We start from the raw sequence: 26,391 nt of genomic DNA, 5'->3' as shown, positions 1-26,391 counted from the left end.
AGGCCGCTCCTACAAGGGCGCGCGTGCAGGCCTACACCCTGAACTGATTGATCAACCGCCGCTGCTGCTCGGCCAGCTTGGTCAGCTCGGCGCTGGCCTGGCTCGACTCGTCGGCGCCGCCGGCCACCTCGCCGGCTACCTGGCCGATGTTGATCACGTTGCGGTTGATGTCCTCGGCCACGGCGCTCTGCTCCTCGGCGGCGCTGGCGATCTGCGTGTTCATGTCGTTGATCACCGACACCGCCTGGGTGATGCTCGCCAGCGACTCGGCCGCGCGGCTGGCCTGCTGCACGCTGATGTCGGTCTTGCCCTGGCTGTCTTCCATCACCTTGACCACCTCGCGGGTGCCCAGCTGCAGTTGCTGGATCATCTGCTGGATTTCCTGGGTGGCCTGCTGGGTCTTCTGCGCCAGGTTGCGCACCTCGTCGGCGACCACCGCGAAACCGCGGCCCTGTTCGCCGGCCCGGGCCGCCTCGATGGCGGCGTTGAGCGCCAGCAGGTTGGTCTGTTCGGCAATGGCGCGGATGGTCACCAGGATGGCGTTGATGTTCTCGCTGTCGCGGGCCAGGTCCTGGACCACGGTCACGGCGCGACCGATCTCGGCGGCCAGCTCGCTGATCGAGTGCGACGTATCGCGGACGATGTCCAGGCCCTGGTTGGCGGCGCGGTCGGCTTCACTGGCGGCCTGGGCCGCTTGCGTGGCGTTGCGCGCCACATCCTGGGCGGTGGCGGTCATTTCGTGCACGGCGGTGGCCACCTGGTCGATCTCGGCCATCTGCTTGTGCACGCCCTGGTTGGTGCGGATGGCGATGTCGGCGGTGTGTTCCGAGGAGTCGCTGACTTTCTGCACCGAGCTGACCACCTGGCTGATCATCGCCTGCAACTTGGCCAGGAAGGTGTTGAAGCCCTTGGCGATGGCGCCCAGTTCGTCGGCCCGGTCGCTCTGCAGGCGCCGGGTCAGGTCGCCTTCGCCCTGGGCGATGTCGTCGAGCATGCTCACCATCTGCTTGAGCGGGCGGGCGATGCCCAGGGCCAGCAACCAGATCACCAGCAGGCCGAGAGCGGCGATGCCCAGGCCGACCACGGTCATGCCGGCGATATCGGTGCGGCGCTGTTCGGCCAGGTCCTGCTGCAGGCGGTTGACGTCGGCCATGACCGTGCTCAGCGGCAGCTCCAGCAGCAGGGTCCAGCGTGCGTCGGTGCCGGCGATCTTGAACGGCAGGTACAGCTCGATGCGGTCCTTGGCGGCGTCCACTTCATAGTGCAGCGCCTCGCCGCTCAGGTTCTTGAGGGTGTTGGCTTCGTCGCTGTCCAGCACGTCGCCGGCCTTTTCGCCGAACTTGGCCGGATCGCGGGTGTAGGCCACCAGGCGGCCGTTGCTGGAGACCAGCGCCAGTTCGCCGGCGCCGTCGTAGAGCTGGCGGTCGGCGGCATTGAGCAAGTCCTGGATGAAGTTCACCGACAGGTCGGCGCCGGCCATGCCCTGGAACTGGCCGTCGATCATGATCGGTTCGACGAACGAGGCGAGCATGACCATCTTGTCGCCCACCTTATAAGGCGCGGGATCGATCACGCAGGCCTTCTTCGACTCCTTGGGGCACAGGTAGTACTCGCTGGCGCGCACGCCGGTGGCGAGCACCGTGCGGTCGTCGACATCGGCCAGCTTGTCCTGGCCGAGGCTGCCGTCGCCATTGCGGAACCACCAGGGCAGGAAGCGCCCGCTGGCGCTGTCGATGCCCACCAGGTGGCTGCCGACGTAACGGCCATCGGCATGGTCGAGGGCGTTCGGCTCCCAGCCCAGGTAAGCGCCCAGCACGCTCGGGTTGACCTCCACGGTGCGCTTGAGCTGGTTGATCAGGTGTTCACGATCAATGCGCATCAGCGGCTGGCCATCGGCGCCCTGCATGCCGAGCATGGCGTTGCCGGTGGCCAGGCCGCGGGCGATCGCCAGGGGCGCTTCCAGGCCGCGCTGGATCTCGCTGACCTGGGTGCGGGCCAGGGCCGAGAGACGCTGTTCGATGACGGTCTCGAACTGCTGTTGCGTGCGCTGTTGCACCAGTGTTTGGGTCCGCTGCCCGGAATACACGGCGTACAGCACCAGGGCCGCGACAATGCTCAGCACGATGGCACCGGCCAGGGCGGCCACGGAAAACTGGATCGACTTGAACTTCATGGCAAAGCTCCGCGCGCAAGGAGGTCGTTACCGAGGGTTATCGGCGGGCTAATACCAAAGCATGAGGGGCTTGTCAGAAATCTTACCTGTGGCTCTGGCAGGCACGGGCGTCAGGGCCTAGGATACGCGGCACGTAAATAGGGAGTGTTTTCATGCGTAAGTCATTCGTTGTCAGCATGCTGACGGCCAGCGTCCTGCTCGGCGGCTGCCAGGCGGTCAATACCACCAGTGGCGGTGCCGTGGGCGTCCAGCGCCAGCAGTACATGTTCAGCATGCTCTCGACCGATGAGGTCAACCAGATGTACGCCCAGTCCTACCAGCAGACCCTCGGCGAGGCGTCGAGCAAGGGCGTGCTGGACAAGAGCAGCAATGATGCCAAGCGCGTACAGGCCATCGCCAAGCGCCTGATTGCCCAGGCACCACAGTTCCGGCCGGATGCCGCGCAGTGGAATTGGGAAGTCAACGTGATCAAGAGCGACGAGCTCAACGCCAACTGCGGTCCGGGCGGCAAGATCATCGTCTACACCGGCCTGATCGATCAGCTCAAGCTGACCGACGCCGAGATCGCCGCGGTGGTGGGCCACGAGATCGCCCACGCCCTGCGCGAGCACAGCCGTGAAGCGATGTCCAAGGCCTATGGCGTGGAAATGGCCCGCCAGGGTGCCGGCGCGATCTTCGGCCTGGGCCAGGACAGCATGGCCATGGCCGACACCGTGGTGAACTACGCCATGACCCTGCCCAACAGCCGGGCCAACGAGAACGAAGCCGACCTGATCGGCCTCGAGCTGTCGGCCCGCGCCGGCTACGACCCGAACGCCGCGATCACCTTGTGGAACAAGATGAGCAAGGCGTCCGAAGGCGCGCCGCCTGAGTTCATGAGCACCCACCCGGCGTCGAGCAGCCGGATCGCCTCGCTGCAGGCAGCGATTCCGAAGGTGATGCCGTTGTATCAAGCGGCCAAGAAGTAAAAGCAGCTTCAAGCGGCAAGTAAGGACGCATCTGCTCTTTCTTGCCGCTTGTAGCTTGCCACTTGTCGCTGCTTCACCCTATCCAGCCGCTGGTCTTCATCGCCGAATACACCGCGACGATGGCCAGCACGATGAACGCGGTCGCCGCCAGGCGACGGATCAGCGTCAGCGGCAGTTTCTCCGCCGCGAAGTTGCCCGCCAGGACCACCGGCACGTTGGCGATCAGCATGCCCAAGGTGGTGCCGATGATGACCATGATCAGGTGCGGATACTGGGCGGCCAGCATCACCGTGGCCACCTGGGTCTTGTCGCCGATCTCGGCGAGGAAGAACGCGATCAGCGTGGTGACGAACGGCCCGAAGCGGCGCGCGTTGCTGGTTTCGTCATCGTCCATCTTGTCCGGTACCAGGGTCCACAGCGCGGTGGCGGTGAAGCTCGCGGCAAGAATCCAGTGCAGCACCGACTCGCTGAAGAAACCGCTGACCCAGGCGCCCACGGCACCTGCGGCGGCATGGTTGGCCAGGGTCGCGGCGATGATCCCGGCAATGATCGGCCAAGGCTTGCGAAAGCGTGCGGCGAGGATGAGCGCAAGCAATTGCGTCTTGTCGCCGATTTCGGCGAGGGCAACGATGGCGGTGGGGACGAGCAACGATTCCAGCATCAGGATTCCTACGGGGGCGGGTCGACACGGCTATGACACGTACAGCCTTCCCGCCCCGGGTAAGGTGTGCGTGTCATAGGTCTTGTCAAACCCTGGACCTGTCTGCGCAGATCGTGGGTCGCACGCGCCATGGCCTGTGGGCCAAGTGTGTTGACGCGTGCCGGGCGAGCAGGGCGCTCGCGGGAGACTACTCCCCTAGGACGGAGCGGATTCTGCCTAGGCGAAACGCTTTCGGCAAGCCCTGTTTTTAGCCGCGGGTCGCTCGGTAGATGCGAAAGCCTTGTGCCTCGGCACGGATTTCACAGTTGCCCAGGGCGCCTTCGATCAACGGCTGGTAGCGCAGGAAGCTGTTGGCGACCAGCCGCATTTCGCCGCCTTTTCGCAGATGTTCGCCTGATTTTTTCAGCAGGTTTTCCGATGCCTGGTAGTCGGTGTGCACGCCGGTGTGGAATGGCGGATTGCTCAGGATCAGGTCAAGATCGGCCGGCGCGGCATCGATGCCGTCGCCGCTGATCACCTGGCCTTCCAGACCGTTGGCCGCCAGGGTCAGGCGGCTGGCCGCGACCGCGAAGGCATCGACATCGAGCAAGGTGACCCGGCTCTGCGGATAACGGCGCTTGATCGTGGCGCCGAGCACGCCGGCGCCGCAGCCGAAGTCTAGGACATGGCCGCCGGGCAGGCCGTCAAGGTGCTCCAGCAGTAGCGCGGTGCCCTTGTCCAGGCGCCCATGGCTGAACACCCCGGGCAGGCTGATGACTTGCAGCGGACCATCTTCCAGCGGCAGTTCGAAGCGTTCGGCCAGGCTTTCCAGCGGCTTGGCCTCAGGGGCGCTGTCCACGGTTACTTGCCACAACTGGCAGTGCCTGGCGCTGTCGAGCTTGCGCGGTTTGCCGAATGCCTGCAGAAGCTTGGCCGCGCCTTCGATGCCGCCGCGCTTTTCCCCCACCAGGTACAGCTCGCGACCGCCCAGGCGCGAGGCCAGGGCGTTGAGCAGGTAGGCGGCCAGCTCGCGGGACTTGGGCAGGAACAGCACGGCGGCGTCGAAGGCCACCTCGGGCACCTCGACGCCGTAGTGGCTGCGCCCGGCGAAACGGCTCTCGAGCAGCGCCTGGTCGCCGGCATGCCAGGTCCAGCCATGGGCGCCGGGCAGCTGGCCGAGCAGGCCATCGGCCTGGGCGCCGGCGATCAGCAGCGGGCCTTGGAACAGCTCTGCCTGGCGGAGCAACACTTCACTGCGCGGGTCCATGGACGACGCCTCCTGAAAAAGTGGCGCAGTGTACCAGAGGCGTCGGCGGATCAGCCGACCACTCGCCGCGGCTGGCCGGCGAAGTAGGCCTGGGCGTTCTCGGCCAGCTGCCCGACGATGCGCTGGCGTGACTCCACTGCGCCCCAGGCGCTGTGCGGGGTGATGATCAGGCGCGGGATGTCCGCCGCCAGCAGCGGATTGCCCTCGACCGGCGGTTCAACGCTCAGCACATCGGTGGCGGCGCCGCCCAGGTGACCGCGGCGCAGGGCGTCGGCCAGGGCCTGTTCGTCGATCAGCCCGCCGCGGGCGGTGTTGACCACCAGCGCGCCCGGCTTGAGCAGGGCCAGTTCGTTGGCACCAATCATGTGCCGGGTCTGCTCGTTGAGCGGGCAGTGCAGGGTCAGGGCATCGACCTGCGGCAGCAGTTCGTCCAGCGGCAGGCGATCGGCCCGGGGTGGGCGGCCGGGAATCTGCCCGCTCAGCACGCGCATGCCGAACGCCTCGGCCAGGTGCGCCACCGCGCCACCCAACTCGCCATGGCCGAGCAGGCCGAGGGTCTTGCCTTCCAGCTCGACGATGGGGAAGTCCAGCAGGCAGAACTGGCTGGCCTTGGCCCATTGTCCGGCCTTCACCGCCTGGTTGTAGTCGCACAGGCGCGTGGCCAGGGCCAGTAGCAGGGCCAGGGTGTGCTGGGCCACCGACGGCGTGCCGTAGCCCTGGCAGTTACACACGGTGATGCCCTGGGCACGGGCGGCGGCCAGGTCGACATTGTTGGTGCCGGTGGCGGCTACCAGGATCAGCTTGAGGTCAGGGGCGGCGGCCAGTGTGGCGGCATCGAGCATCACCTTGTTGCTGATCACCGCCGTGGCGCCTTGCAGGCGTTCGGCGACCTGCCCTGGCGCGGTGGCGGCGTGCAGTTGCAGTTCATCGAACTGCGACTGCAGTGGCGAAAGGTCGAGGTCACCCAGGTCCAGTGACTGGTGATCGAGAAACACGGCGCGACGTGGGCTGGGCATGGAGGCTCCGGTGCAGGGCTGGATACATTCTTGGTGGCGGTTCGAAGCTGTGGGAGCGGGTTTACCCGCGAATGCGCAGGCGAGTCCACTAGCGCATTCGCGGGTAAAGCCGCTCCCACAGGGCACGCGATCCGTTCGGGGCAGTGTCTGGCCCGGCGTTGCTGTTCGTCAACGCCGACATCGCCACTCATACCTTGGCGCGGCAAATCATTCCTTCGGCTGATTTGACCGGTGCGTCACCGAACTACAGTGGATTCCTGAACCGTTCTGCCCGTATTGAAGAAAAGGGATACCCATGTTGCAGACACGCATCATCAAGCCCGCCGAGGGCGCCTACCAATACCCGTTGCTGATCAAGCGCCTGCTGATGTCCGGCAGCCGCTACGAGAAGACCCGCGAGATCGTCTACCGCGACCAGATCCGCCTCACTTACCCGCAGTTGAACGAGCGCATCGCCCGCCTGGCCAATGTGTTGACCGCGGCCGGTGTGAAGGCCGGTGACACCGTGGCGGTGATGGACTGGGACAGCCACCGTTACCTGGAGTGCATGTTCGCCATCCCGATGATCGGCGCCGTGGTACACACCATCAACGTGCGCCTGTCGCCCGAGCAGATCCTCTACACCATGAATCACGCCGAAGACCGCTTCGTGCTGGTCAACAGTGATTTCATCGGCCTCTACCAGGGCATCGCCGGGCAGCTGACCACGGTCGACAAGACCCTGCTGCTGACCGACGGCCCGGACAAGACCGCCGACCTGCCGAACCTGGTGGGCGAGTACGAGCAACTGCTGGCTGCCGCCAGCCCGGGGTACGACTTCCCCGACTTCGACGAGAACTCGGTGGCCACCACCTTCTACACCACCGGCACCACCGGCAATCCCAAGGGGGTGTATTTCACCCATCGCCAGCTGGTGCTGCACACCCTGGCCGAAACTTCGGTGCTGGGCAGCCTGGACAGCGTGAGGCTGCTGAGCAGCAACGACGTCTACATGCCGATCACGCCGATGTTCCATGTGCACGCCTGGGGCATCCCCTACGCGGCGACCATGATGGGTATCAAGCAGGTCTACCCGGGGCGCTACGAGCCGGACATGCTGATCAGGCTGTGGCGCGAGGAGAAGGTCACCTTTTCCCACTGCGTGCCGACCATCCTGCAGATGCTGCTCAACTGCCCGTCGGCGGCCGGCCAGGATTTCGGCGGCTGGAAGATCATCATCGGCGGCAGCGCGCTCAACCGCGCCTTGTACCAGGCGGCGCTGGCCCGGGGCATCCAGCTCACCGCCGCCTACGGCATGTCCGAGACCTGCCCGCTGATCAGTGCCGCGCACCTGAACGACGAGTTGCAGGCCGGCAGCGAGGATGAGCGCACCAGCTACCGGATCAAGGCCGGCGTGCCGGTGCCCCTGGTCGAGGCCGCCATCGTCGATGGCAATGGCAACTTCCTGCCCGCCGATGGCGAGACCCAGGGCGAACTGGTGCTGCGCGCGCCCTGGCTGACCATGGGCTACTTCCGCGAACCGGAAAAGGGCGAGGAGCTCTGGCAGGGCGGCTGGCTGCACACCGGCGATGTCGCGACGCTGGACGGCATGGGCTTCATCGACATCCGCGACCGCATCAAGGATGTGATCAAGACCGGTGGTGAATGGATCTCGTCGCTCGACCTCGAAGACCTGGTCAGCCGTCACCCGGCGGTGCGCGAGGTCGCGGTGGTCGGGGTGCCCGATCCGCAGTGGGGCGAGCGCCCGTTCGCATTGCTGGTGGTGCGCGAGGGGCAGAGCATCGATGCGCGCGCGCTCAAGGAACACCTCAAGCCTTTCGTCGAGCAGGGGCACATCAACAAGTGGGCGATTCCCAGCCAGATCGCCCTTGTTACTGAAATTCCCAAGACCAGCGTCGGCAAGCTCGACAAGAAGCGTATCCGCGTGGATATCAGCCAGTGGCAGGCCAGTAACAGCGCTTTCCTCTCCACCCTGTAACCCGGGCGCGGGTCGCGCTTTTTCCAGCGCGACCCCGCAGGCTAGACAGGATGGCGCCTTGTCAAACGGTAGAATTGAGCCATGCTTGAGCACTGCCAGCGCGCAGGCCGGCCGATCGGGGTGGGCCGCAAGCGGGACGCGCAAATCACACTTTAGAGGGATCAAGCACCTGTGACCGCTGGCTATAGTCGGGTCAGGGGATTTTCAGGAATGGGGGAGGGCGCCACGCGGCAACGCGCGGCGCCACGGGCAGGAGCCTGCTTCACCGGGCGCTCGAGCCGTTTCTGAAAGGACTCACTGCCATAACAAAAAAGTACATGGAGTAGCGTCGATGACATCTGCAAACCTGTTCTGGCGCCGGGCGAAACTGCCCCTGGCCGTCAGCCTCGCTTCCACGCTCGCAAGTCCTGCTTTCGCTGTCAGCTTCAACATCGGTGAAATCGAAGGCCAGTTCGACTCCTCGCTCTCCGTTGGCGCCAGCTGGTCGACTGCCAACCCCAACAAGAACCTCATCGGGGCCAACAACGGCGGCAGGGGGCTGTCGCAGACCTCCGACGATGGCCACCTGAACTTCAAGAAGGGCGAGACCTTCTCGAAGATCTTCAAGGGTATCCACGACCTGGAGCTCAAGTACGGCGACACCGGCGTGTTCGTCCGCGGCAAGTACTGGTATGACTTCGAGCTCAAGGATGAAAACCGCGAGTTCAAGGACATCAGCGACTCCAACCGCAAGGAGGGCGCCAAGTCCTCGGGCGCGGAGCTGCTCGACGCTTTCGTCTACCACAACTACAGCATCGCCGACCTGCCGGGCACCGTGCGCCTGGGCAAGCAGGTGGTGAGCTGGGGTGAAAGTACCTTCATCGGGGGGGGCATCAACGCCATCAACCCCATCGACGTCTCGGCGTTCCGCCGCCCGGGTGCGGAGATCAAGGAAGGCCTGATCCCGGTCAACATGTTCTACCTGTCGCAGAGCGTGACCGACAACCTGACCGCCGAAGGCTTCTACCAGATCGAGTGGGACCAGACCGTCGTCGACAACTGCGGCACCTTCTTCTCCCAGCCCGACGTAATCGCCGATGGTTGCAACAACAACCTGGCGGTGCTGGCCAAGCAATCGGCCGTGGCGGGACGCCTGGGGGCGCTCTCGGGGCCGACCATGCGTGCGCTGGCGGCACAGGGCGTTTCCTGGGGCTCGCCTGACGAAGGTGTGATCGTGCGTCGTGGTCCTGACCGTGATGCGCGGGACAGTGGCCAGTTCGGTGTTGCGCTGCGCTACATGTACGAGCCGCTGAATACCGAGTTCGGTGGCTACTTCATGAACTATCACAGCCGTGCGCCGATCTTCAGTGGTCGAGGCGCCGCTGCGCGCTTCTACAACCCGGCCAACCTGGCTGGCGCACTGATCGGCGCTGGGGTTCCAGCGGGCGCGGCGACCAACCCGGCGTTGCTCCAACAACTGATGCCGTTGTATGTCGCCGGTAACTCCAGCTACTACGTCGAATACCCCGAGGATATTCGCCTGTACGGCCTGAGCTTCTCCACCACCTTGCCTACCGGCACGGCCTGGAGCGGCGAGATCAGCTATCGCCCGAATGCGCCGGTGCAACTGAACACCACCGACATCCTGTATTCGGGCCTGACGCCACTCGATCCGAACGCATCGGTCCTGAAAGGCACGCCGAACACCGACCAGCCTGGCTATCGTCGCAAGGAAATCACCCAGCTGCAGACCACGTTCACCCACTTCTTCGACCAGGTCATGGGCGCCGAGCGTCTGACCATGGTCGGCGAGGTAGGCTGGACGCACGTCGGTGGCCTGGAAAGCACCTCGAAGATGCGCTACGGCCGCGACCCGGTCTACGGGCCAGGCCCGCTGCCCAGTGGCCGCTGCCAGAGCCTCAACGCCACCACGCTGGCAGGCGTCGAGCAGAACAACCTGTCGCGCTACTGCGAAAACGACGGCTTCACCACCTCCGACTCCTGGGGTTATCGCGTGCGCGCCATCTGGGACTACAACAACGTCTTCGCCGGTGTGAACCTGCGCCCGAGCGTGGCCTGGTCGCATGACGTCGACGGTTACTCCCCGGGCCCAGGCGGCAACTTCGAGGAAGGCCGCAAGGCGGTCAGCCTTGGCCTGGACGCCGAGTACCAGAACACCTACACGGCGAGCCTGTCGTACACCAACTTCTTCGATGGCAAGTACACCACCGTGGATGATCGCGACTTCGTCGCCCTCAGCTTCGGCGTGAACTTCTAAGAAACCTGATCCAGGACGACACACAATGAAAATGACCACACGTCTGCTGCAAGCCGGTGTACTGGGCATGTCCCTGCTGGCAACCAGCGTCATGGCTGCGGTTTCCGCCACCGAAGCGGCCAAGCTGGGTTCCACGCTGACCCCGATGGGCGCGGAGAAGGCCGGTAACGCCGATGGCTCGATCGGCCCGTGGGAACCGCTGTCCAAGAGCGCTGGCAGCGCCGACGCCAAGGGCTTCCTGTCCGACCCTTACGCCAGCGAAAAACCGCTGTTTACCATCACCGCGCAGAACGTCGACCAGTACAAGGACAAGCTCTCGCCTGGCCAGGTTGCCATGTTCAAGCGCTATCCGGACACTTACAAGATCCCAGTGTACAAGACCCACCGTGGTTCCACGGTACCGGACGATGTGTTCGCCGCGATCAAGGAAAACGCCACCAAGACCACCTTGGTCACGGGCGGCAACGGCCTGGAGAACTTCCGCACCGCCGTGCCGTTCCCTATTCCCAAGGACGGCCTGGAGGTGATCTGGAACCACATCACCCGCTACCGTGGCGGCAGCGTGACCCGCCTAGTCACCCAGGCCACCCCGCAGCAGAACGGCTCGTACAGCCTGGTGTACTTCCAGGACCAGTTCGTGTTCCGCGACAAGATGAATGACTACGATCCGGCCAACCCGGGCAACATCCTGTTCTACTTCAAGCAGAAAGTAACCGCGCCGTCGCGTCTGGCCGGGACCGTGCTGCTGGTCCACGAGACCCTCGACCAGGTCAAGGAACCGCGCAAGGCGTGGATCTACAACGCCGGCCAGCGCCGCGTGCGCCAGGCGCCGCAAGTGTCGTACGACGGCCCGGGTACCGCCGCCGACGGCCTGCGCACCTCCGACAACCTGGACATGTACAACGGCGCGCCGGACCGTTACGACTGGAAACTCGAAGGCAAGAAGGAGATGTACATCGCCTCCAACGCCTACAAGCTGGATGATCCGAAGCTCAAGTACAGCGACATCATCAAGGCCGGGCACATCAACCAGGACCTGTCGCGCTACGAACTGCGCCGCGTCTGGCACGTGGTTGCGACCCTCAAGCCAGGCCAGCGTCACATCTATGCCAAGCGTGACTTCTACATCGACGAGGACACCTGGCAGGCCGCGGTGATCGACCAGTACGACGGTCGCAACCAGCTGTGGCGCATTTCCGAGGCCCACGCCCAGCCGTACTACAACGTGCAGGTGCCGTGGTACACCCTGGAGGCCATCTACGACCTGCAGTCGGGTCGCTACCTGGCCCTGGGCATGAAGAACGAAGAGAAGAGCGCCTACAACTTCGGCTTCAGCGCCAGCAAGGCCGAGTTCCAGCCGGCAGCCCTGCGTCAGGACGGTGTGCGTTGAGCTGACAGGCATCGCAACTCCGTTTGATCTCCCAGAACGCCCCGGCTTGCCGGGGCGTTTCTGTTCATGTGGGTGTGAGATCGGGCAACCTGTTTCTTTTTGTCGTAGTCTTTTTGCGGCAAAGCGGCTGCATCATCTTCAAATGCGCCGCGTTTGCCGCTAGTCTCGCAACAAGCCGTAACGCCCATCCCTTTCAAGGTTTTTGCGATTTTTGGGATATGGCCGCTCAGGTTCAAGAGTGCCGGGGCCGCTTTGCGACCCTTTCGCGGCACAAGGCCGCTCCTACAGACGACCGCGCTCCCCTGTAGGAGCGGCCTTGTGCCGCGAAGGACTGCAAAGCAGCCCCGGCAACTCCAAGCCGCGCGCCTATTACCAACACCTTGAAAGGGCTGAATCTAACGCCGCCCTAATTCCAATCAGAACGAGCCGGCCATGACAGACCTGTCCCGTACCCACGGAGTCGCCAGCCAGGCCCTGGGCCTGCTGGATGGGCGTTTCTTCCGGCCGCCGCTGCCGGAAACACACGTCCCCAGAGCACGCCTGTGCCAGCGCCTGCAAAGTGGCCTGGCGGGGCGCCTGTTGCTGGTGAACGCGCCGGCGGGTTTCGGCAAGAGTTCGCTGGCCGTCGAGTTCTGCCAGGCGTTGCCCAGCCACTGGCGCAGCCTCTGGCTCGGGTTGAGCCAGCGCGATGCCGATCCGGGGCGCTTCCTCGAACGCTTGCTCGAAGGCTTGCAGCAATTCTGCCCGGCACTCGGCGGCCAGGCTCTGGGGCTTTTGAAGATGCGCCAGCGGCATCAACCCTTCGCCTTCGAAGAGTGGCTCGACGGCCTGCTTGATGAACTCGCGCTCTACCTGCAGCCGGACACGCCCTTGCTGCTGGTGCTGGACGACTACCACCTGGCCCAGGGGCCGGTGCTCGATCGTTGCCTGCAGTTCTTCCTCAACCATCTGCCGGCCGGGTTGGTCCTGCTGGTCACCAGCCGCCAGCGGCCCGATTGGCACTTGGCGCGCCTGCGCCTGTCACGGCAACTGGTCGAACTCAACGAGCAGGACCTGCGCCTGACCCCCGATGAAGCGTTGGCCGTGATCGGCCGCCAGCCCACCGGTTTGCGCGGCCAGGCCCTGGATAACCTGATCCAGCGCAGCGACGGTTGGGTGGCGGGGCTGCGTTTCTGGCAACTGGCGGCCAGCGAGTCCGGCGAGGACCACGCCTTGCCCCAGGCGCTGCATGGCGGCGAAGGACTGATCCGCGACTACCTGCTGGAGGAAGTCATCGACATCCTGCCGGCCCCCGTGCAGGCGTTTCTCTACGAGACTGCCTGCCAGGAGCGTTTCTGCGCCGAATTGTGCGACGCCCTGCGCGAGCGCCATGACAGCGGCGAGATCCTGAGCTACCTGCAGGCCCACCAGGTGTTCCTGGTGCCGCTCGACGAGCATGGGCTGTGGTTCCGCTATCACCACCTGTTCTCCGACCTGCTGCGTAGCCGGCAGGCCAGCGAGCCGCTGGCGGGGCTGCACCTGCGCGCCTGCCGCTGGTTCGAAGGGCAGGGTCTGCTGGACGAGGCGGTGGAGCAGGCCCTGCGCGCGGGCCATCTGGACGTGGCGGCGGACCTGGTACAGAGCCTGTCCGAGGAGCAACTGCTGGCGGAGCAGAATGTCGGCATGCTGCTGCGCTGGAAGATGGACCTGCCCGACAGCCTGTTGATCAGCACGCCCAGGCTGATCGTCCTGTACAGCTGGGCCCTGGGGTTGGCCTGCCAACTGGACGCCGCCGAGGAGCTGGCGGCCTACCTGAGCCGCTTCCTGCCCGCGCCGTCGGCCACCGCGCAGAAGTCGATGCTGGCCCAATGGTTGGCCCTGAGCGGGGTCATTGCCCGTGGCCGCGGCGATCGGGAGCGGACACTCGCTTACTGTGGCGAAGCGCTGCAGAGCCTGCCGAACAAACGCTACGGCCAGCGCCTGGTGTGCCTGTCGACCTTGTCGAACCTGGCCATCGCCGATGGCGATTTCTGGCGGGCGCGGGGCTGGAACCGCGAAGCACTCGAATTGGCGCAACGGGTCGGCAACCCGCTGTTCGAAGCCCTGGCCCATTACGATCGGGCGCGGGTACTGCACGCCCGCGGCGAGGTGCTGCGCGCCCTGGACGAAGTGCGCCAGGGATTGCAGCGGTTGCAGGGCCTTTCGGGGCAACGCCTGTATGCCGTGCGCGCGCGCCTGACCCTGTACGAGGGCTACTTGCTGGCGGCCCGCCTGCACTGTGCCCAGGGCCGTGCGCGCTTGCGCGCCGGGCTCAGCGAGGCGCGCAGCTGCCGCGACATCAGCGTCCTGATCGGGCATTGCGTGATCGCCTCGCTGGACGGTCGCGAAGGGCGTTTTGCCGAGGCGTTCTCGGAACTGGCCGAGGCGGAGCGGCTGATGCATATCTGGGACGTGCCGCCGATCTTCTACCTGGCCATGATTACCCTGGTGAAGTGCGAGCTCTGGTTGGCCCAGGGCCGAACGGACCTGGCCGAGTCCTGGCTGCTGCGCCTGGGGCAGACCTACGGTGGCGAGCAGCCTGCGGCCGCGCCGGAGTTCCACCCGCTGTTGCCGCTGCACATCGAATTGCAGCAGGCCTTGCTGGAACGGGTGCTGGCCCGCCCCGGTGATGCCGAAGCGCGGTTGCGCACGTTGGTCGAGCGGGGCCAGGCCAGCGGTGGCATGACGCTGGTGGTCAGCGCGCAGTGCCAATTGATCGCTCTGCTGCTGGCCGAGGGGCGTGACGCCGAAGCGGCCAGGTTGCTCGCACCTGCCCTGGAAGCGGCCCAGGGCGGTGCCCTGCAGGCCTTCCAACGCTTGATCGAAGAGCAGCCACACTGGCTGCGCGAGCAGTTGACGGGGCGTGCGGCCTGCCCGGCGCAGAGCGATCTGCTGGCCCATCTGCCGCAGGCCCTGGCTACCGGCGGCGGTGCCACCGAGGCCCTGAGCGGCCGCGAGTTTGCGGTGCTGGAACTGATCGCCCAGGGCTGTTCCAACCAGCAGATCAGCGAGCGCCTGTTCATCTCCCTGCACACGGTCAAGACCCACGCCAGCCATATCAACAGCAAGCTCGGTGTCGAGCGCCGCACCCAGGCGGTGGCCAGGGCCAAGTCCCTTGGCTTGCTGGTCTAGTGGCTTGGGGCGAGGTCGGCGGCTAAGATAGCGGCTTTAGGCCGTCATTCGGCGTTACCTTCCGGGCTCATCTTTCCCGAACCGCTGCCGATACAGACCTCGGCGGTATGCATCGCCACGCGCCACTTCCCCACTTTTTTCAATACAGGTCGTGTTGATGCTGCAGTATGGGCAAAAAAGCTTTCTGATCGTCGACGACTTCACCGACTTCCGCACCTCGACCCGCTCGATGCTTCGCGAGCTGGGCGTGCGCGACGTCGACACCGCCGACAGTGGCGAACAGGCGCTGCGCATGTGCGGGCAGAAGCGCTATGACTTCATTCTCCAGGACTTCCACCTGGGCGACGGCAAGAAGAACGGCCAGCAGGTGCTCGAGGACCTGATCCTTGACAAGCTGATCAGCCATGAATGCGTGTTCATCATGGTTACCGCCGAAAGCAGCCAGTCCATCGTGCTCAGTGCCATTGAGCACGAACCCGATGCTTACCTGACCAAACCCTTCAACCGGGTCGGCCTGGCCCAGCGCCTGGAGAAGCTGACCCAGCGCAAGACGCTGCTCAAGCCCATTCTCCAAGCCCTTGATCGCGGGCGCCCGGCCGAAGTGCTGGCCGCTTGCGCCGAGCTGTGCAAGAAAGACCCGCGCTTCGCCCCGCTGTGCCTGCGCTATCGCGCCGACGCCTTGCGCGACCTCAACCGTTTCGAGGAGTTGGAGAAATTCCTCAAGAACATCCTCGCCAGCCGCCCGCAGCCCTGGGTCTACGCGGCGCTCGGCAGCCTGTTGCACAAGCGCGGGCAGAATGCCCAGGCCCAGGGTGTCTACGAGCAGGCCCTCAAGGCCTTCCCGATCATGCCCAACCTTTACGATGGCATGGCCGAGGTGCTGGTGGCCCAGGGCGAGACCCGGCGTGCCCAGCACATGCTTGAGGAGGCGGTGCGTCTGTCGCCGCTCGCCGTGCGCCGCCAGGCCGCGCTGGGCAAGCTGGCGCTGGACAACGCCGACTTCGAGAGTGCCTCCAAGGCCTTTCGCCATGCGGTGAACCAGGGGCAGAGTTCGCGCTACAAGGACGCCGAGAGTAATCTGGGGCTGGTCCAGGCGTTGATGAACAAGAACAGCGGCAACGGTCTCGATGCCCGTACCCGGGTCGAGATCAACACCGTGCTCAGCGAGGTGGCCAAGGAAAACGTCGAGGACCAGGGCCTGCAGGTGCGCGCGCGCCTGATGAAGGCCGCCAGCCTGCAGCAGGCCGGCGACCCGGAAACCGCCGCCAAGCTCACCGAGCAGGCCATGCAGCGCCTGGAGAAGATGGACCAGTTCTTCTCCGTGGAGGCGGCGCTGACGGTGGCCAAGCAGTTGCAGCAACTTGGCCAGGATGCGGCGGGTACCTCGATTCTCAAGGGTTGCGTGGAAACCTACGGCGACGACCCCAAGGTCATGCAGAGCGTCGCCAAGCTCACCGACGACCCGCTGGTGCTGGGGGCGGTGACCGAAGCCGTGGACCTCAACCGCCAGGGCGTGCGCAGCTACCAGGGCGGCCAGCTCAACGAAGCGCTGGGCATGTTCCGCAAGGCGTTGTCGTTGCAGCCGAAGAACATCAGCATCGCCCTGAACACCGCCCAGGCACTGCTGCGCATCGGCGGCGAGACGCCACCGCCGGCGCTGATGCAGGAGTGTCGCGACTGCCTCACCAGCGTGGCCGGCATTCCCGCCAGCGACAGTCGCTATGACCGTTACCGCAAACTGCACATCCGGGTCTTCGGCGCATGAACCAGGACAACCAGGGGCTGGACTTCTCCACGGTGATCGCCTCCACCGTGCACGACCTGAAAAACTCTCTTTCGGCGCTCACCCACGCCCACAGCCAGTGGCTGGCGCGCCTGCCCGAAGAGTTGCGCGGCGGTATCGAGCAGGGCGTGGTGGAGCATGAACTCAGCCACCTGAACGGCATGCTCGTGCAGTTGCTGGGGCTGTACAAGCTGGGCGTCAACCAGTTGCCCATCTGCCCCGACTACCACGAACTGGACGACTTCATCGAGGCCCAGCTGGCGGCCCAGGAAGACGTGATCAAGCACCGCGACATCCTCGCCACCTGGCGTATCGAGACCGAAAGCCCGTTGGGTTTCTTCGACCGTGAGCTGGTCGCCTCGGTGGTGGCCAACGTGCTTACCAACGCCATCCGCTATGCTGGGCACGCCCTGCTGATCAGCATCGAGGAAGAGGGCGAGCAGTTGGTGATCAGTGTCAACGACGATGGCGCCGGTTATCCACAGCGCATGCTCGAGCGCCAGCACGACTACGTGCAGGGCATCGATTCGCAGAGCGGCAGTACCGGACTGGGGTTGTACTTCGCCGCGCGAATTGCCGCGCTGCATGAGCGCAACGGCGTGCGCGGGCGGATCGAGATCGCCAATGGCGGTACGCTGGGGGGCGGCTTGTTCCGCTTGTACCTGCCTTGAACCGCAGCACGGCGTTGGCCGTCGTGCCGCCTCAGGCGCGAAGGGGCCGCGAAATGGCCGGTGCAGCCATCACTCGGCTGCTGCGCCTTCGAGCAGTTCGGCCAGCGCATCCGGCTGGCTCTTGAACGCCCGGGCGAACACGTCGCGGTTCTTGGCCATGTAGATACCGGCTTCCTCGACTTGCTGTTCGCTCAGCGACGGTACGGCTTTGTGCAGTACCTCGGCCAGGCGTTCGGCCAGTTCGAGCATCTTGTCGTGACGGTCTGCTTCGGCCTTATCCATGAACAAGCGCTCCGGGTCGCGGCTGCTGCGGTACACCACTTCGACGGCCATTCATCACCTCTGTGCCTTTTTGCTGATGGGGTTACGGATCACTGTATTTTTATACAGTACATCGCCAGGCCATCACCCTGCAACCGCAATGATGGCCCGGCAAACTGAAAATCAGCGTAGCCCACAGGTGCCCTGCGGCAATCGGCCGCCTTCCAAGACAGGGGCCGTGGCCCTTTAACTGCATGGCACAAGACCTTCAGCCGTATCTAGGAATCGAACATCGTGAACATCAAATGGGCAGAAAGACTGCGCAAGGGCCTGCACGGCTCCGCCGACTCGCTGGGCAACCTGTGCGTGGAAGCCTTCCACTACCTGGCGCTGTTCGGCATCGGCGCGATCACCGCCTATGCGGCGGTGGTGACCTTCCTGGACATGCTGGGCAAGGGCGGGGTCAGCGTCGATGACATCCTGCTGCTGTTCATCTACCTGGAGCTGGGGGCGATGGTGGGGATCTACTTCAAGACCAACCACATGCCGATCCGCTTCCTGCTCTACGTGGCGATCACTGCATTGACCCGCCTGCTGATCGGCGACGTCTCGCACCACAAGGCACCGGATGTCGGGCTGCTGTACGTGTGTGGCGGCATCCTGCTGCTGGCCTTCGCCATCCTGGTGGTGCGCTACGCCTCCTACCGCTACCCGTCGACCAAGGCGCTGGATGCCAGCGGCAAGGAAGTGGACGAGAGCAAGTAGCCCTCAGTTGGCAATGCCGGCGGCGGGAAAGCGCTGTTCGCCATGCCAGGTGCGGGTCAGGGCCGCCAGCACCTCAAGTGGGTTCTGCCCCAGCTCGATGGCCAGGCCCAGGCGGATGCTGTCGATGACCCGCTGCAGGCGCACCGGATCGTTGCGCTGGGCCTGGCTGATCAGGCGCCTGGCGACCACGCCGCTGTCGTCGGACAGGGTCAGCATGATGCTGCCGTCCAGGCGCTCGATGCTCAGGTTGACCCGGTATTCGGGGGCGAAGGCGGCGCTGATCTGGTCGAAAGGGTTGTTCATGGTCGGTCCTGCACTGAATGACTGCAGGGGTTGACCGGGGCAAGGGTGGGTTGGTTCAGGCCCGCTGATCGGCACGCAATGAAAACGCCCGGCGCAAGGCCGGGCGTTTTCATTGGACACATTCGAGTGTCAGGCGTCTGGATCGCTCTGCTCCAGGATAGCGCGCTTGCTGCGCAGCTTACCGTAGAAGTGTTCCAGCGCGTGGTTCAGCTTGCTGGCGGCACCATCGACGGCATGTTCCAGCGAAGTGGCGGTGTGGGTCACGGAAATCGGCTGGTGGCCTTTGGGGCGAGCCTCCATCTGGCAGCGTTTGTCGTGCGGTCCGGGCTTGGCGCCGTTGTCGTCGCGCAAGTGGACTTCGATACGGGTGAGGTCGTCCTCGTAACGTTCGAGGCTGCTCTGCAGTGTGCTGCGGACCCACTCGTTCAAGCGGACGTTGCCTTGGATCTGGTTGCTGCTGTTGACCTGGATTTGCATGATTCAATCCTTATTCAGCTTGCTCGCGAGAGGCGTGCCTAGGCCACTGAGGGCGTTGGGTTTTCTGCGCCTCTTGACTCTAAAGTCAGGCAACCGCCGGACGAATTCAAGCCCTTTTGCAAAATAAATTTCCTGTTGCAAATCGGCCCGCTCGCAGCGATACCTGCCGATCACTGCAATCAATGATGCTGTGACACGCACCTGGTGGCCCCTAAGCTCGGGCGCATCCATCTCATCCCTCGGGAGCGCCGCATGTCCAGCAACCCTCTGTTCCAGCCTTTCACCCTCGGCTCCCTCGACTTGCCGACCCGCGTGGTCATGGCGCCGATGACCCGTACCTTCTGCCCCGGCGGCGTGCCCCACGACGGCGTGGTCGAGTACTACCGCCGCCGTGCCGCCGCCGGTGTCGGCCTGATCATCACCGAGGGCACCACGGTCGGGCACAAGGCCGCCAACGGCTACCCCAACGTGCCGCGTTTCCACGGTGAGGATGCCCTGGCCGGCTGGAAGCGCGTGGTCGAGGCCGTGCATGCCGAGGGCGGGCGCATCGTGCCGCAGCTGTGGCACGTGGGCAGTGTGCGCCGCCTGGGTACCGAGCCGGACGCCGCGGTTCCGGGCTATGGCCCGAGCGGCAAGGAAAAGGACGGCCAGGTGCTGGTCCACGGCATGAGCCGGGAGGATATCCGCGAGGTGATCGCCGCCTTCGCCCAGGCGGCGCACGATGCCCAGGCCATCGGCATGGACGGCGTGGAGATCCATGGCGCTCACGGCTACCTGATCGACCAGTTCTTCTGGGACGCCAGCAATCGTCGCGATGACGAGTACGGCGGTGACCTGGCCGGGCGCTCGCGTTTCGCCATCGAACTGATCCAGGCCGTGCGCGCGGCCGTCGGCCCGGACTTTCCGATCATCCTGCGTTTCTCGCAATGGAAGCAGCAGGACTACAGCGCGCGCCTGGTGCAAACCCCCGAGGCCCTGGCAGCGTTCCTCAAGCCCTTGTCCGAGGCCGGCGTGGATATCTTCCACTGCTCCACCCGGCGCTTCTGGGAGCCGGAATTCGAGGGCAGCGAGCTGAACCTCGCCGGCTGGACCCGCCAGCTCACCGGCAAGCCGACCATCACCGTGGGCAGTGTCGGCCTGGACGGCGAGTTCCTGCAGTTCATGGTGGCCACCGACAAGGTGGCCAAGCCCGCCAGCCTCGAAGGGCTGTTGCGCCGCTTGCAGGACCAGGAGTTCGACCTGGTGGCCGTGGGCCGCGCCCTGCTGGTGGATGCCGAGTGGGCGCGCAAAGTGCGGGACGGGCGTGAGGACGATGTGCTGCCGTTCAGCCGTGAGGCGCTGACGACCCTGGCTTGATCACCAGCGGCGGGGCCTGTTCGCGGGCAGCATGCGGCTCGCGGCAGGCGCCGTACAAGTAGCCCTCGAACTGCTCGACGATCGCCAGCCAGCCCTGGCGGCTGGCGTGTTGGCGGGCATTGAGGCGCACCCGGCGCAGGGTTTCGCCTTCCTCCAGCAACCAGCAGGCGGCGTCGATGAACGCCGCCTGGTCCCCCGGCATGGCCAGGGCGCCGCTGTGGCCGTGGCGGATATGCTGGGCGGCGGCGGCCTCGTCGTAGGCGACCACGGCCAGGCCCGAGGCGAGCGCCTCGAGCACGACGTTGCCGAAGGTTTCGGTCAGGCTCGGGAACAGGAACAGGTCGCCGCTCGCGTAGTGCTCGGCCAGCACCTCGCCGCGCTGTGCGCCACAGAACATGGCATTGGGCAGTTGCTGTTCGAGCTGGCCACGCATCGGGCCATCGCCGACGATCACCAGGCGCAGCCGCCGCTGCGGATAGGCCTTGCCCAGGGCCTCCATGCAAGGGCGCAGCAGGGCCAGGTTCTTCTCTGCGGCCAGGCGCCCGACATGCAGCACGGCAATGTCATCCACACCCAGCCCCCACTGCTCGCGCAGGGCCTGATTGCGCCGTGCCGGGTTGAACAGGCTGGCGTCGACCCCGCGGGCCATCAGGCCGAGCCGTTCGAAGCCGCGGCGCTCCAGCTCCAGGCGCTGGCTGGCGCTGGGCACCAGGGTGATGGCGGTGCGCCGGTGGAACCAGCGCAGGTAGTGGGTGAGCAGTCGTGACAGCAGGCCCAGGCCATATTGTCCCGAATACTGCGGGAAGTTGGTGTGAAAGCCGCTGACCACCGCCACGCCCAGGCGCCGGGCGGCGCGCAGGGCGCTCAGGCCCAACGGGCCTTCGGTGGCGATGTACAGCACGTCCGGGCGTTGCCGGCGCCAGCGGCGCCACAGCTTGTGCATCGACACCTCGCCCCATTGCAGGCCCGGGTAGCCCGGCAATGGCCAACCCCGGCACAGCAGCAGGGTCTCGTCGTTGCCGGCCCCGTTGTCGGTGGCCTGGCGCGGGCGGATCAGCTCCACCTGGTGGCCGCGCAGGCGCAGCCCTTCGCTGAGGCGGCCAAGGGTGTTGGCCACGCCATTGATCTCGGGTGGGAAGGTTTCGCTGACCAGGGTGATACGCAGGGACGGTGTGCTCATGGGGAAAAGTCTGGGCCGCCCCCGTTGCGCCCATGTGACGCCTTTGTGACGTGCGCATGACGCCTGATTTCCGGCACTTGCACCCGTTTGAATATTTCCTTGCAACGCACTCAAGAACTCTTGTCACGCAGCCGATGCAGAGGCATTCGACTACAGGAATTCGCTCCGGGAGAGCGGCCATGTTCAACAGCAAACTGAAGAAAGAAATCCAGCAACTGCGCGAAGAGCTGATGTCCATCGAGCAGGTCAAGAACAGCCTCGACAGCGAGATGCTGGTGCTCCAGCTCGACCCCCAGGGGCGCATCGAGTCGGTAAACAACAACTTCGAGGCCGAGATGGGCTATCGCGCCGAGCAACTGATCGGGCGCAACATCGAAGAGATCGTGCCGGCGCATGTGAAGAAGCTCGATTTCTACCAGCGCATGAAGCACGCCATCACCCGTGGCGAGCACCTCAACGGCGCCTTCCGTCTGCTGCGCGGCAACGGTGACGAGGCCTGGCTGCGTTCGATCCTGCAACCGGTCAAGGACAGCCAGGGGCGTATCAAGTACTTCTCCCTGCACTCCAGCGACCTGACCCGCACCATCGAGACTTCCCGCGAGCACGAGAGCCTGATCAAGGCGCTGATGCGCTCCACCGCGGTGATCGAGTTCAACCTCGAAGGCCAGGTGCTGACCGCCAACGACCGTTTCCTGCAGACCATGGGCTACAGCCTGGAGCAGATCCGTGGCAAGTACCACCGCATATTCTGCGAGCCGGAGGAGGCCAACTCGGCGGCCTACCAGGAGTTCTGGAACCGGCTGCGCCGTGGCGAGTTCGTCGCCGAGCGTTTCAAGCGCATCGATGCCCATGGCCGCGTGGTCTGGCTGGAGGCTTCGTACAACCCGATCATCGACGCCCATGACGTGCTGTACAAGGTGGTCAAGTTCGCCACCGTGATCACCGATCAGGTCAACCAGGAATTGGCCGTGGCCCAGGCCGCCGACATCGCCTACACCACCTCGCTGGAGACCGACGACAGCGCGCGCAAGGCCACCGATGTGGTGACCCAGACCGTCGAGGTGATGCGTGGCCTGGAAGGCTCGATGCAGGACGCCGCCGATGGCATCCAGGCGCTGGACAAGCAGTCGAAGGTGATCGGCGCGATCATCAAGACCATCAGCGACATCGCCGGGCAGACCAACCTGCTGGCGCTCAACGCCGCCATCGAGGCCGCCCGCGCCGGCGAGCAGGGGCGTGGCTTTGCCGTGGTCGCCGACGAAGTGCGCCAGCTGGCCTCGCGCACCAGCAGCGCCACCGAGGAGATCGCCAAGGTGGTGCAGCAGAACGAACAGCTGGCCCAGGCCGCGGTGGACATCATCGACACCAGCAAGCGTCAGGCCGAGCAGGGCCTGGCCCTGGCCGCCGATACTGGCGGGGTGATCGTCGAGATCCAGGAAGGGGCGAAGAAGGTGGTGGATGCGGTGGGGCAGTTTTCCAGCCAGTTGAGCCACTGATTGGCTTCACACCGCCTGTGTAGGAGCGGCCTTGTGGCGCGAAAGGGCCGCAAAGCGGCCCCGGCGATCTCAGCTTGACGCATGAACCCTGGGGCGCTTCGCACCCTTTCGCGGCACAAGGCCGCTCCTACAGGATTGTGGGCGCTCAGGTGCGCTCACGCACCCAGAACAGCGTCGCCCCGGCCACCGCCGCCGGCATCATCAGCACGTTGACCCCCGGAATCATCAACGCGAGATAAGTGATCCCGCCAAAGCCCATCGACTGCCAGCGCTTCTGCCGCAGCCAGGCGAGCATGTCCTGCCAGCTCATCTTGTTGTTGTCCGCCGGGTAGTCGATGTACTGGATGGCCATCATCCAGATGCCGAACACCAACCACAGCGGCGCGGCGATCACGTTCACCACCGGGATGAACGAGAGGATGAACAGGCCGATGGCCCGCGGCAGGAAATAGCCCAGCTTGCGCATCTCGCGGCTGAGGGTGCGTGGCACCATGGCTACCAGCTCGGCCCAGCTGAAGGGCGGGAAGTTGTCCTGGCCACGCACCACCACCTCGACCTTTTCCGCCAGGAAACCGTTGAACGGCGCGGCGATGATGTTGGCCAGCAGGGTGAAGGTGAAGAACACCATCAACAGCACCAGGGCGACGAACAGCGGCCACAGGATGTAGGTGAGGAAACTCAGCCACTCGGGCAGGGTGGGCATCAGCGTATCGACCCACAGGCTGAACTGATGGCCGGCGAAGTAGATCAGGCCGCCGAACAGCAGCAGGTTGACCGCCAGGGGCAGCAGCACGAACAGGCGCAGGTTCGGGCTCAGGACCAGTTTCAGGCCCTCGCGCAGGTACTGGGGGCCGGACAGGACGGGGGCTTGCATCGGAATGCTCCGCTTGAGGAAAACGCGCTGACCTTACCGAGTTTGGCGCGTCGACGGAAGGAGCCGCACCTCTGGGAAACGGCGTGTAACAAAGCACTGGGACAATGGTTGTCGGATAGAGACTGTCTATAAGGTGGATTGTCGAAGGATATTTCCTTAATCTCTGCGGCCTCGCTACAGTGCGCTCAACTTTTTCGGTTTTGGACCAACGCGTTGTAGCCTTCCCCAAGTGCTGCGTGGGTCCCTTTTAATTCCAGCTGGCGCAACCGGCACCTAGATGCTGGACCCGTGCGGCCCGCTCGACAGGAGTTCGACATGTCTGAAGTACGTCATTCGCGCGTCATCATTCTCGGTTCCGGCCCTGCCGGTTACAGCGCCGCGGTATATGCCGCCCGCGCCAACCTCAAGCCGCTGCTGATCACCGGCATGCAGGCCGGCGGCCAGTTGACCACCACCACCGAAGTCGACAACTGGCCGGGCGACCCCCACGGCCTGACCGGCCCGGCCCTGATGCAGCGTATGCAGGAGCACGCCGAGCGCTTCGAGACCGAGATCGTCTTCGACCATATCAACGCCGTCGACCTGGCCAACAAGCCGTTCACCCTGCAGGGTGACAGCGGCACCTACACCTGCGACGCGCTGATCGTCGCCACCGGTGCCAGCGCCCGCTACCTGGGCCTGCCGTCGGAAGAGACCTTCATGGGCAAGGGCGTTTCGGCCTGCGCCACCTGCGACGGTTTCTTCTACCGCAACAAGCCGGTCGCCGTGGTCGGTGGCGGCAACACCGCAGTGGAAGAAGCACTGTACCTGGCCAACATCGCCAGCAAGGTGACCCTGGTCCACCGCCGCGACACCTTCCGCGCCGAGAAGATCCTGATCGACAAGCTGCACGCCCGTGTCGCCGAAGGCAAGATCGAGCTCAAGCTCAACGCCACCCTGGACGAAGTGCTGGGTGACAACATGGGCGTGACCGGTGCGCGCCTGAAGAACAACGACGGCAGCTTCGACGAAATCAAGGTCGACGGCGTGTTCATCGCCATCGGTCACACCCCGAACACCTCGCTGTTCGAAGGCCAGCTGACCTTGAAGGACGGCTACCTGGTGGTCCACGGCGGCCGTGAAGGCAATGCCACCGCCACCAACGTCGAGGGCGTGTTCGCCGCCGGCGACGTGGCCGACCACGTCTACCGCCAGGCCATCACCTCGGCCGGCGCCGGCTGCATGGCGGCCCTGGACGTCGAGCGCTACCTGGACGGCCTGGCCAACGCCGCGCACTGATCCAGCCTTTGCCGCTGCCAAGCATTCCACTGTAGGAGCGGCCTTGTGCCGCGAAAGGGCCGCAAAGCGGCCCCGGCAGTTTCAGCGGTCCACCGAGACAGGGGCTGCTGTGCAGCCCTTTCGCGGCGCAAGGCCGCTCCTACAGGGATTGTGCATGGCATGTGGGAGTGCCCCGCGATAAAAAAACCGGCCATCTGGCCGGTTTTTTCATGCCTTGCGAAAACCTCAGAGGCTCAGGCGCATCGACAGGTCCACCGCCTTCACATCCTTGGTCATCGCGCCGATGGAGATGTAGTCCACCCCCGTCTCGGCGATCACCCGCAGGGTGGTCTCGTTGACGCCGCCGCTGGCCTCCAGCTTGGCCTTGCCGGCGGTGATGCGCACCGCTTCGCGCATCTCGTCCAGGGTCAGCTCGTCGAGCATGACGATATCGGCCCCGGCCGCCAGCGCCTGGCGCAGTTCGTCCAGGCTTTCCACCTCGATCTCCACCGGCTTGCCCGGAGCGATGCGGTGCGCCGCCGCCACGGCCTCGGCCACGCCACCGCTGGCGGCGATATGGTTTTCCTTGATCAGGAAGGCGTCGTACAGGCCGATGCGATGGTTGTGGCAGCCGCCGCAGGTGACCGCGTACTTCTGCGCCAGGCGCAGGCCGGGCAGGGTCTTGCGGGTGTCGAGCAGACGCACCTGGGTGCCTTCCACCAGGTCGGCCAGGAAGCGCGCGCGGGTTGCCACACCCGAGAGCAATTGCAGGAAGTTCAATGCCGAGCGTTCGCCGCTGAGCAGCGAGCGCGCCGGGCCTTCGAGGTGGAACAGCACCTGGTTGGCCGTGGCCCGCTCACCGTCGGCCACCTGCCAGTGCACCGCCACCCGTGGGTCGAGCTGGCGGAATACCGTATCGACCCAGGCGGTGCCGGCGATCACGCAGTCCTCGCGGGTGATGATGGTCGCCTTGGCCAGGCGCTCGGCCGGGATCAGCTGGGCGGTGATGTCGCCGCTGCCGATGTCCTCGAGCAGCGCGCGGCGCACGTTGGCTTCGATTTCGGCAGTCAGGTCGGCGAGGCGTAGGTTCGGCATGGTCGGCTCCACAAGCTAGGTGCCGGCGATTATA

General features: G+C 65.2%; 21 protein-coding genes and 1 riboswitch. Of the genes, 11 read left to right on the top strand and 10 right to left on the bottom strand.

Annotated features, from left to right (window positions below):
• Window positions 1-31: 31 nt before the first annotated feature.
• Complete coding sequence (locus tag NMG10_RS16955) at window positions 32-2,173, bottom strand: methyl-accepting chemotaxis protein (protein ID WP_203647977.1); 2,142 nt, start codon at window positions 2,171-2,173, stop codon at window positions 32-34.
• A 152-nt stretch (window positions 2,174-2,325) separates the two neighbouring features.
• On the opposite strand from NMG10_RS16955, the gene NMG10_RS16950 reads away from it, so the two are divergent.
• Window positions 2,326-3,141: a M48 family metallopeptidase gene (locus NMG10_RS16950; RefSeq protein ID WP_110735860.1), complete on the top strand. Its 816-nt coding sequence runs from the start codon at window positions 2,326-2,328 to the stop codon at window positions 3,139-3,141.
• A gap of 73 nt (window positions 3,142-3,214) precedes the next feature.
• Here the strand turns inward: NMG10_RS16950 and NMG10_RS16945 are convergent, their stop codons facing one another.
• From NMG10_RS16945 to NMG10_RS16935, 3 genes are all read right to left on the bottom strand, one after another.
• A complete protein-coding gene (locus NMG10_RS16945; RefSeq protein WP_203652706.1) occupies window positions 3,215-3,799 on the bottom strand; it encodes a TMEM165/GDT1 family protein in 585 nt (194 codons plus the stop codon).
• A 91-nt stretch (window positions 3,800-3,890) separates the two neighbouring features.
• Window positions 3,891-4,010: riboswitch (yybP-ykoY riboswitch) on the bottom strand.
• Between the two features lie 39 nt (window positions 4,011-4,049).
• Window positions 4,050-5,048, bottom strand: coding sequence for a class I SAM-dependent methyltransferase (locus NMG10_RS16940; protein ID WP_203647976.1), 999 nt, complete (start codon window positions 5,046-5,048; stop codon window positions 4,050-4,052).
• Between the two features lie 50 nt (window positions 5,049-5,098).
• Window positions 5,099-6,064, bottom strand: coding sequence for a 2-hydroxyacid dehydrogenase (locus NMG10_RS16935; protein ID WP_203647975.1), 966 nt, complete (start codon window positions 6,062-6,064; stop codon window positions 5,099-5,101).
• A 295-nt stretch (window positions 6,065-6,359) separates the two neighbouring features.
• Here NMG10_RS16935 and NMG10_RS16930 point away from each other — a divergent pair, with 295 nt between their 5' ends.
• The 6 genes from NMG10_RS16930 to NMG10_RS16905 all read left to right on the top strand — a co-directional run bounded on the left by NMG10_RS16930 (window position 6,360) and on the right by NMG10_RS16905 (window position 17,293).
• On the top strand, window positions 6,360-8,042 hold the full coding sequence (locus tag NMG10_RS16930; RefSeq protein WP_254464757.1) for a fatty acid--CoA ligase: 1,683 nt from the start codon (window positions 6,360-6,362) through the stop codon (window positions 8,040-8,042).
• A 331-nt stretch (window positions 8,043-8,373) separates the two neighbouring features.
• Window positions 8,374-10,299, top strand: coding sequence for a DUF1302 domain-containing protein (locus NMG10_RS16925; RefSeq protein ID WP_232854716.1), 1,926 nt, complete (start codon window positions 8,374-8,376; stop codon window positions 10,297-10,299).
• 25 nt (window positions 10,300-10,324) lie between these two features.
• Window positions 10,325-11,689: a DUF1329 domain-containing protein gene (locus tag NMG10_RS16920; protein WP_203647972.1), complete on the top strand. Its 1,365-nt coding sequence runs from the start codon at window positions 10,325-10,327 to the stop codon at window positions 11,687-11,689.
• A 432-nt stretch (window positions 11,690-12,121) separates the two neighbouring features.
• Window positions 12,122-14,839: a LuxR C-terminal-related transcriptional regulator gene (locus tag NMG10_RS16915; RefSeq protein ID WP_254464756.1), complete on the top strand. Its 2,718-nt coding sequence runs from the start codon at window positions 12,122-12,124 to the stop codon at window positions 14,837-14,839.
• Window positions 14,840-14,996: 157 nt separating this feature from the next.
• The gene (locus NMG10_RS16910) at window positions 14,997-16,604 is read left to right on the top strand and encodes a tetratricopeptide repeat protein (protein WP_050703762.1); all 1,608 of its coding nucleotides are present in this window, start codon (window positions 14,997-14,999) and stop codon (window positions 16,602-16,604) included.
• Entirely contained in the window at window positions 16,601-17,293 is a 693-nt protein-coding gene (locus NMG10_RS16905; RefSeq protein ID WP_186713188.1) for a sensor histidine kinase KdpD, read from the top strand. Before NMG10_RS16910 ends, NMG10_RS16905 begins: the two co-directional genes overlap by 4 nt.
• A 69-nt stretch (window positions 17,294-17,362) precedes the next feature.
• Here the strand turns inward: NMG10_RS16905 and NMG10_RS16900 are convergent, their stop codons facing one another.
• A complete protein-coding gene (locus tag NMG10_RS16900) occupies window positions 17,363-17,626 on the bottom strand; it encodes a YebG family protein (RefSeq protein ID WP_186713189.1) in 264 nt (87 codons plus the stop codon).
• A 222-nt stretch (window positions 17,627-17,848) separates the two neighbouring features.
• On the opposite strand from NMG10_RS16900, the gene NMG10_RS16895 reads away from it, so the two are divergent.
• A complete protein-coding gene (locus NMG10_RS16895) occupies window positions 17,849-18,319 on the top strand; it encodes a phosphate-starvation-inducible protein PsiE (RefSeq protein WP_050703765.1) in 471 nt (156 codons plus the stop codon).
• A 3-nt stretch (window positions 18,320-18,322) separates the two neighbouring features.
• On the opposite strand, the gene NMG10_RS16890 is transcribed toward NMG10_RS16895, so the two are convergent.
• Both NMG10_RS16890 and NMG10_RS16885 read right to left on the bottom strand, forming a co-directional pair.
• Window positions 18,323-18,622: a DUF3509 domain-containing protein gene (locus NMG10_RS16890; RefSeq protein WP_198743699.1), complete on the bottom strand. Its 300-nt coding sequence runs from the start codon at window positions 18,620-18,622 to the stop codon at window positions 18,323-18,325.
• Between the two features lie 129 nt (window positions 18,623-18,751).
• A complete protein-coding gene (locus tag NMG10_RS16885; RefSeq protein ID WP_203647969.1) occupies window positions 18,752-19,099 on the bottom strand; it encodes an HPF/RaiA family ribosome-associated protein in 348 nt (115 codons plus the stop codon).
• A gap of 252 nt (window positions 19,100-19,351) precedes the next feature.
• Between NMG10_RS16885 and NMG10_RS16880 the strand changes: the two genes are divergently transcribed.
• Window positions 19,352-20,455 carry an NADH:flavin oxidoreductase gene (locus NMG10_RS16880; protein WP_232854714.1) on the top strand — a complete coding sequence of 368 codons (1,104 nt, stop codon included), beginning with the start codon at window positions 19,352-19,354 and terminating at the stop codon, window positions 20,453-20,455.
• On the opposite strand, the gene NMG10_RS16875 is transcribed toward NMG10_RS16880, so the two are convergent.
• Window positions 20,424-21,635 carry a glycosyltransferase family 1 protein gene (locus tag NMG10_RS16875; protein WP_254464755.1) on the bottom strand — a complete coding sequence of 404 codons (1,212 nt, stop codon included), beginning with the start codon at window positions 21,633-21,635 and terminating at the stop codon, window positions 20,424-20,426. The genes NMG10_RS16880 and NMG10_RS16875 overlap by 32 nt on opposite strands.
• A 179-nt stretch (window positions 21,636-21,814) precedes the next feature.
• Here NMG10_RS16875 and NMG10_RS16870 point away from each other — a divergent pair, with 179 nt between their 5' ends.
• The gene (locus NMG10_RS16870) at window positions 21,815-23,131 is read left to right on the top strand and encodes a PAS domain-containing methyl-accepting chemotaxis protein (RefSeq protein WP_232854712.1); all 1,317 of its coding nucleotides are present in this window, start codon (window positions 21,815-21,817) and stop codon (window positions 23,129-23,131) included.
• A 145-nt stretch (window positions 23,132-23,276) separates the two neighbouring features.
• On the opposite strand, the gene cysZ is transcribed toward NMG10_RS16870, so the two are convergent.
• Entirely contained in the window at window positions 23,277-24,005 is a 729-nt protein-coding gene (cysZ, locus tag NMG10_RS16865) for a sulfate transporter CysZ (RefSeq protein WP_254464754.1), read from the bottom strand.
• Between the two features lie 315 nt (window positions 24,006-24,320).
• Between cysZ and trxB the strand changes: the two genes are divergently transcribed.
• Complete coding sequence (gene trxB / locus NMG10_RS16860; protein ID WP_110736861.1) at window positions 24,321-25,283, top strand: thioredoxin-disulfide reductase; 963 nt, start codon at window positions 24,321-24,323, stop codon at window positions 25,281-25,283.
• Between the two features lie 225 nt (window positions 25,284-25,508).
• On the opposite strand, the gene nadC is transcribed toward trxB, so the two are convergent.
• A complete protein-coding gene (gene nadC, locus NMG10_RS16855; protein ID WP_232854709.1) occupies window positions 25,509-26,357 on the bottom strand; it encodes a carboxylating nicotinate-nucleotide diphosphorylase in 849 nt (282 codons plus the stop codon).
• Window positions 26,358-26,391: the final 34 nt, after the last annotated feature.

The organism is Pseudomonas sp. DVZ6 (assembly GCF_024259445.1).
In the GTDB taxonomy this organism is placed as follows: domain Bacteria; phylum Pseudomonadota; class Gammaproteobacteria; order Pseudomonadales; family Pseudomonadaceae; genus Aquipseudomonas; species Aquipseudomonas peradeniyensis.
The sequence above is the reverse complement of the archived record's forward strand: the minus strand, read 5'-3'. Positions and strand labels throughout refer to the sequence as shown.

Excerpts from the sequence above, each read along its gene's own strand:
- NMG10_RS16940 (WP_203647976.1), bottom strand. The coding sequence starts at position 5,048 with ATGGACCCGCGCAGTGAAGTGTTGCTCCGCCAGGCAGAGCTGTTCCAA.
- NMG10_RS16950 (WP_110735860.1), top strand. The coding sequence starts at position 2,326 with ATGCGTAAGTCATTCGTTGTCAGCATGCTGACGGCCAGCGTCCTGCTC.
- NMG10_RS16925 (WP_232854716.1), top strand. The coding sequence starts at position 8,374 with ATGACATCTGCAAACCTGTTCTGGCGCCGGGCGAAACTGCCCCTGGCC.
- NMG10_RS16935 (WP_203647975.1), bottom strand. The coding sequence starts at position 6,064 with ATGCCCAGCCCACGTCGCGCCGTGTTTCTCGATCACCAGTCACTGGAC.
- NMG10_RS16905 (WP_186713188.1), top strand. The coding sequence starts at position 16,601 with ATGAACCAGGACAACCAGGGGCTGGACTTCTCCACGGTGATCGCCTCC.
- NMG10_RS16930 (WP_254464757.1), top strand. The coding sequence starts at position 6,360 with ATGTTGCAGACACGCATCATCAAGCCCGCCGAGGGCGCCTACCAATAC.
- NMG10_RS16900 (WP_186713189.1), bottom strand. The coding sequence starts at position 17,626 with ATGGCCGTCGAAGTGGTGTACCGCAGCAGCCGCGACCCGGAGCGCTTG.
- NMG10_RS16955 (WP_203647977.1), bottom strand. The coding sequence starts at position 2,173 with ATGAAGTTCAAGTCGATCCAGTTTTCCGTGGCCGCCCTGGCCGGTGCC.
- NMG10_RS16885 (WP_203647969.1), bottom strand. The coding sequence starts at position 19,099 with ATGCAAATCCAGGTCAACAGCAGCAACCAGATCCAAGGCAACGTCCGC.
- NMG10_RS16910 (WP_050703762.1), top strand. The coding sequence starts at position 14,997 with ATGCTGCAGTATGGGCAAAAAAGCTTTCTGATCGTCGACGACTTCACC.
- cysZ (WP_254464754.1), bottom strand. The coding sequence starts at position 24,005 with ATGCAAGCCCCCGTCCTGTCCGGCCCCCAGTACCTGCGCGAGGGCCTG.
- nadC (WP_232854709.1), bottom strand. The coding sequence starts at position 26,357 with ATGCCGAACCTACGCCTCGCCGACCTGACTGCCGAAATCGAAGCCAAC.
- NMG10_RS16915 (WP_254464756.1), top strand. The coding sequence starts at position 12,122 with ATGACAGACCTGTCCCGTACCCACGGAGTCGCCAGCCAGGCCCTGGGC.
- NMG10_RS16875 (WP_254464755.1), bottom strand. The coding sequence starts at position 21,635 with ATGAGCACACCGTCCCTGCGTATCACCCTGGTCAGCGAAACCTTCCCA.
- NMG10_RS16920 (WP_203647972.1), top strand. The coding sequence starts at position 10,325 with ATGAAAATGACCACACGTCTGCTGCAAGCCGGTGTACTGGGCATGTCC.
- NMG10_RS16890 (WP_198743699.1), bottom strand. The coding sequence starts at position 18,622 with ATGAACAACCCTTTCGACCAGATCAGCGCCGCCTTCGCCCCCGAATAC.
- NMG10_RS16880 (WP_232854714.1), top strand. The coding sequence starts at position 19,352 with ATGTCCAGCAACCCTCTGTTCCAGCCTTTCACCCTCGGCTCCCTCGAC.
- trxB (WP_110736861.1), top strand. The coding sequence starts at position 24,321 with ATGTCTGAAGTACGTCATTCGCGCGTCATCATTCTCGGTTCCGGCCCT.
- NMG10_RS16870 (WP_232854712.1), top strand. The coding sequence starts at position 21,815 with ATGTTCAACAGCAAACTGAAGAAAGAAATCCAGCAACTGCGCGAAGAG.